Here is a 5,717-nt window from a genome sequence, read left to right as displayed (position 1 = left end):
AATCACCATTACCTGCGTTGTTGTTGACGATCACTAAGTCTTTAATACCGAGTTCAATTAAGCCATCGATGAGTTCAGCAGGCTGACCTGCGGTACCAAACCCACCAATCATAATGGTTGAACCGTCTTTAATTTGGGAGAGGGCTTCGGTTAAAGACGCTGAGCTTTTATCAATCATAATCACTTCCTAAACAAACGATCTACATTTACCTTTAATATGATCAGGTCGATGTAGACGATGATGGGGTAGTATTTTGACGCTTCGTTAAAATCACGTGCGCTAAAATACCAATACAGATTCCCCAAAAAACTGAACTTAAACCTAAAAATTGCATGCCTGAAACAGTCGCCAAGAAAGTAAGGAGAGCTGCGTCACGATCCTTTTCTTGGAACATAGCAACGTGTAAATTTGTAGCAATAGCACCTAAAAGTGCTAAACCTGCTAATGCAGCAACAAGTTCTTTAGGCAGTAAGCTAAAAAGCATCACAATGCTGCCTGCAAATAAACCACCTAAAATATAGAAAATACCGTTCGCAATACCTGCGATATAACGTTTCTCTTTGAGCTCATGTGCATCTTTACCTGTACAGAGTGCGGCTGTTATTGATGCCAGGACAATGGTAATCCCGCCCACACAAGCAACAGCTAACGATGCGATACTGGTAGTGGTAATAATGGGTTTTGCTTGAATGTCATAGCCACTTAATTTCAAAATTGCCATGCCAGGTAAAAATTGACCAGAAAGGCTGACTAAAATAAGAGGTACTGCAAGATTTAGAAAAGAGTTAAGCGTCCACTCGGGCGCAATGAATTGGGGTATTGCAAGTGAAAACTCCATATTCACAGTATTGAATTTTCCGAGGACTAAACTCATGAAAATACCAGCTGCCAATACAAAAAGCATGGCATATCGAGGTGTTAAACGCTTAGCAATCAGATACGAAATAAGCATTCCAAACACAATATATGGCATGGTATTGGTCGCGGTAAAAAGACCAAATCCGAACTGACATAAGATACCCGCCATCATTCCTGCAGCCACTGATTGCGGTATCAAAGCCAATAGTTTGTCGAAATATCCGGTAATACCAATGATGAAAATCACTACAGCTGTAGTGATATATGCAGCAACTGCTTCATTCAGTGATATATCTGGAAAAAGTGTGACTAGCAGAGCAGTACCAGGTGCCGACCAAGCGGTAATGACAGGAACTTTAAATTTTATTGATAATAGAATTCCAGCTACAGCAGCACCAATTGAGATACCCCAAATCCATGAAATCATCATGTCTGGTGAAACTTGGGCTTGTTGTGCTGCTTGAAAGAAAATAATTAATGGTCCGGCATATGAAATCAATACAGCTAAAAAGCCGGCGACAGTGGCGGAAATAGACCAATCTTCTTTTAGTGTTTTAAACAGGGTTGCCATTGTATTTGCCTCCTTGCGTCAATGATCCTGTGAATTTAAAGAGTCCGTGATCAGGGTTAACCCTGATCACCACCACCTACAGGTACGACTGTGCCTGTAATGTATGAAGACTCATCTGAAGCAAGGAACAAAATAGCATTTACTTGTTCTTGAATAGTGCCATAGCGTTTCATGTAGCTGCGGTCAATTGTTTGATCAACCACTTCTTGCATCCAAGCTTGATCTTGCTCAGATAGTGGTGAAGTATTACGTGGAATTACACGTGGTGGAGCTTCAGTACCACCTGTAGCCACAGCATTGATGCGGATACCATCTTTAGCATGTGCAAATGCCATTGATTGAGTAAAACTATTTACACCACCCTTAGCCGCAGAATATGGAAGACGGTTAATTCCACATGTGGCGATAGATGATACATTCACGATCACACCAGATTTTTGGTGTTGCATGTGTGGTAAAACTGCACGACAACTCCATAAAGTAGGAAATAAAGAACGATTGATCTCTTTGATAATTTCCTCTTCAGAAAACTCTTCAAAAGGTTTCATCCAAATCGCACCACCAACATTGTTGATCAGCACATCAATTCGGCCAAAAGTCTCGATCGCTTTATTTACAACTGATTGTGCACCAGCATAGGTTTCAAGATCAGCTAAGACAGTGACACCTGTGCCACCTTGAGTCGTAATTTCTTCAAGTGTGGTCGTCACGTATTCAGCACGGTCAGCCAGTACAACTTTTGCACCTTCGCTAGCTGCTTGAAGAGCAACACCGCGACCGATGCCTTGAGCGGCACCAGTAACGATTACGATTTTATTTTCAAATCTTTGATTCATGTTCCTCTCCACTTTAATTCGCAGAGAATTTTTCGAATAAGAAGTTTGCAGGTTTAACGCCTTCAGCATCTAACCAACCACGAACTGCATCTACCATAGGAACAGGACCACAGAGGTAAACGTCTACATCACCACCGTTGAGCCATTCGGTTTCAATGTGACCTGTCACATAACCTTTACGTTCGTGTGCAGATTCTGGGTTTGCAACTACGGTACGGTATTCAAACCAATCAAGTTTTTCTTGAAGTTTGTTGAGTTCTTCAATAGCAACTAGGTCAAAGTCATTGGTTACACCAAAAACTAAACGTACTGGATGTTCAGAACCTTTTTCTTCTAATACTTGAAGCATCGACATAAATGGAGCAATACCTGTACCACCAGCAAGCATTACTACAGGGCGTACTACATTACGTAAGTAGAAGCTACCAAATGGACCAGTGAATGTCATTTTGTCGCCGACTTTCGCTTCGCTGCTTAAGAAGCTACTCATCTTACCGTTAGGAACGTTACGAACAACAAAGCCGGTCAAACGGTTACCTGGCTTAGAGCTGAAAGAGTATGAACGTGTTTCAGTTGATCCAGGAATACCTACATTTACATACTGACCAGCAAGGAAATTGATATCTGGCTGACCCTCGTCTAGTTGAATATCAAAGGTAATTGTAGATTCAGATAAGTTTTCTACACGAGAAAGTGTACCTTGATATTGATGAATTTGAGTTTTACATACATCAGATGATGCTTGAATTTGGAAAACTGCATCTGAAGTAGGACGGCACTGGCAAGCTAAGATATAGCCTTGCTCAGCCTCTTCTGGTGTAAGTGCATCTTCAATATAAGTTTCTTCAGGCATGTCATAGCTGCCAGACTCACAAAAAGCTCGACAAGTACCACATGCACCATCACGGCAATCCAGCGGAATATTAATCTTTTGACGATATGCTGCGTCAGAAAGCGTTTCGCCTTGTGCAACTGAAATAAATCGGGTTACGCCATCTTCAAATTGAAGTGCAACATTATGGTTTGACATGGCTGAATATCCTTTAAGAATCTTTTGAACAATTTTTTGGTGTAACTACCAAAATTCCATTTGGTAGTTACTGAACTTGTTATTTACTAATTACAGGTGATATACGTCGATTACTTGATTGATGTAATCATTTTTGAGTACCACATATTTATTTAAAATTTGTGGTTTTTCGCCAGACAAATTGATTTCGTAGCGTGACATACCAAAGTAGCTGTATGACTTTTGGTAGCGGTAACTTAAAGTGTTCCAGTTGAAACGAACAACAACCTTATCTTCATGACGTTCAAGTATTTCAATGTTGTTAATATTGTGGCTTGTACGTGTATCAGGCATTGTTGCAGAAGAGCGTTCAGTTTTGATACGGAACACGCGGTCTTCTAAACCTTGACGATCTGGATAATAAATTAACGAGATTTCTGATTGAGGATCTTCAGTTAATGTATTGTAGTCATCCCAAGATGGCATCCAGAACGATGCTGTAGGTGCATAACACTCTAACCATTCATCCCACTGTTCATCATCAAGTAGGCGCGCTTCTTTAAATAAGAACTGGCTCACTGATTCTAAAGTTGCTTCAAGATTCGCGTTACTCATGCGTTATCTCCTTGTTCAGCTAAAGCTTGTTCTGCTTTAATCGCACGTTTCATTTCTTCTAACCAATGTTGATGTTGCGCAAGGTATAAACCTTCGTCTTCAGTTTTAACGCCTGAAAGTTTAGGTTTTAGACCAATTTCGTTTGCTGCATCATCTGGGCCATTGATCCAATGCTTTGAGCCACGGCACATATCGTTCCACTCAAGTTCGATACCAGCATAACCTGCTTGACATGCACGGAATTCTTCTAAGTCATCTGGTGTCGCCATACCTGAAGCATTGAAGAAATCTTCATATTGACGAATACGGCGTGCGCGAGCTTCTGGCTCTTCACCTACAGGTGCGATGCAGTAAATTGTTACTTCAGTTTTATCGACAGCAATTGGGCGAAGTACACGGATTTGTGAACCGAACTGATCCATCAAATAAACGTTTGGATATAAGCAAAGGTTACGTGAGCGCTCGATCATCCACTTCGACATAGCAGGACCGAATTTCTCAGAGTATTCATCTGCTTTAGGGAAGTTAGGGCGGTCTTCAGGGTTAGCCCATTGTGTCCAAAGCAACATGTGACCATTTTCAAAACCGTAAGAACCACCGCCTTGTTTACCCCAAGATCCTGCGCTCATTGCACGGATATTGTCGCCAGCTTGTTTTTCTTTACGTTGTTGCGTAGTCGCAGCATAATTCCAGTGAACTGCAGATACATGGTAACCATCTGCACCATTTTCAGCAGTGAGTTTCCAGTTTCCTTCGTATGTATAAGTTGAGGCACCACGTAAAACTTCTAAACCTTGATCAGACTGACCCACGATCATATCGATAATTTTAGTCGTTTCACCTAAGAATTCTTCTAATGGCAAGACGTCTGGGTTTAAGCTACCGAATAAGAAGCCTTTATAACTTTCAAAACGTGCAACTTTCTTAAGATCATGTGATCCTTCTTTGTTAAAGCAGTCAGAATAACCTGCATCTGTTGGGTCTTTAACTTTTAAAAGTTTGCCTGAGTTATTGAATGTCCAACCATGGAATGGGCAAGTATAAGTAGCCTTATTACCACGTTTGTTACGGCAAAGTTGTGCACCACGGTGTGAACACGCATTGATCATTGCATTTAGCTCGCCTTGACGGTTACGAGCAATCACGATTGGCTGACGACCGATGTGTGTCGTGTAATAATCATTGTTATTTGGAATTTGGCTTTCGTGTGCCAAGTAAACCCAATTACCCTCAAAGATGTATTTCATTTCAAGGTCAAAAAGGGCTTGATCAGTGAAAACTGAACGATGAAGTTTAAACTCACCTGTCTCAAAGTTGTCTACAAGTAACTCATCAAGACGATCTAGATGGCTGGTATTAATTACAGGAATACGTGGCATGGACGTTCTCCGACTTTCCAAATTGAGGGGAAGTCATCGGGATAATTGACTTATCCCGATTCCGACTAATTGATTTAAGCTGATGCGCGGCGACGTTCAACTTCAGTAGAAGGCGCACCTTCAACGTCTTTCACTAATTCAATGTCAAATTGAATATGTTTGAACGCACCTTTCAGACCACGACGAGCAATTTCAGCTTCATCAGTTACATCTACAGCAGTTGCCACTAAGCCATCACGCGTTGCAAATGCAAAGTCATCCCAAAGGTATTCATCACCTTCGATGTTGAACTGCGTAGTTAATTTACGGTAGCCAGGCGCAGTGACGAAGTAATGCACATGTGAAGGGCGGTTACCATGACGACCAAGTTTGTCTAATACAAACTGAGTTGTACCTTCTGGTGGGCAGCCATAACCTACAGGCATTGTGGTTAATGCTGTATATTGAC

The 5,717-nt window shown here is 41.4% G+C and carries 7 protein-coding genes; all 7 read right to left on the bottom strand.

Annotated features, from left to right (window positions below; all coding sequences use genetic code 11):
• A partial coding sequence (locus tag AC1M9M_RS14715; RefSeq protein WP_481592539.1) for a CoA-transferase occupies nt 1–178 on the bottom strand: 178 nt, incomplete at its 3' end.
• Nucleotides 179–221: 43 nt separating this feature from the next.
• Nucleotides 222–1,430 (bottom strand): benzoate/H(+) symporter BenE, encoded by a 1,209-nt coding sequence (benE, locus tag AC1M9M_RS14710; RefSeq protein WP_481596700.1) that lies wholly within the window; start codon nt 1,428–1,430, stop codon nt 222–224.
• 56 nt (nt 1,431–1,486) lie between these two features.
• Entirely contained in the window at nt 1,487–2,266 is a 780-nt protein-coding gene (locus tag AC1M9M_RS14705; protein WP_092768934.1) for a 1,6-dihydroxycyclohexa-2,4-diene-1-carboxylate dehydrogenase, read from the bottom strand.
• Nucleotides 2,267–2,279: 13 nt separating this feature from the next.
• A complete protein-coding gene (gene benC / locus AC1M9M_RS14700) occupies nt 2,280–3,296 on the bottom strand; it encodes a benzoate 1,2-dioxygenase electron transfer component BenC (protein WP_035270501.1) in 1,017 nt (338 codons plus the stop codon).
• 90 nt (nt 3,297–3,386) lie between these two features.
• A complete protein-coding gene (gene benB, locus AC1M9M_RS14695) occupies nt 3,387–3,890 on the bottom strand; it encodes a benzoate 1,2-dioxygenase small subunit (RefSeq protein ID WP_035270498.1) in 504 nt (167 codons plus the stop codon).
• Nucleotides 3,887–5,269, bottom strand: a complete 1,383-nt coding sequence (gene benA, locus AC1M9M_RS14690) for a benzoate 1,2-dioxygenase large subunit (protein WP_035270495.1) — start codon at nt 5,267–5,269, stop codon at nt 3,887–3,889. Before benA ends, benB begins: the two co-directional genes overlap by 4 nt.
• 74 nt (nt 5,270–5,343) lie before the next feature.
• A partial coding sequence (locus tag AC1M9M_RS14685) for a dioxygenase family protein (RefSeq protein WP_481595217.1) occupies nt 5,344–5,717 on the bottom strand: 374 nt, incomplete at its 5' end.

Source organism: Acinetobacter sp. ANC_7503 (assembly GCF_056780035.1).
The sequence above is the reverse complement of the archived record's forward strand: the minus strand, read 5'-3'. Positions and strand labels throughout refer to the sequence as shown.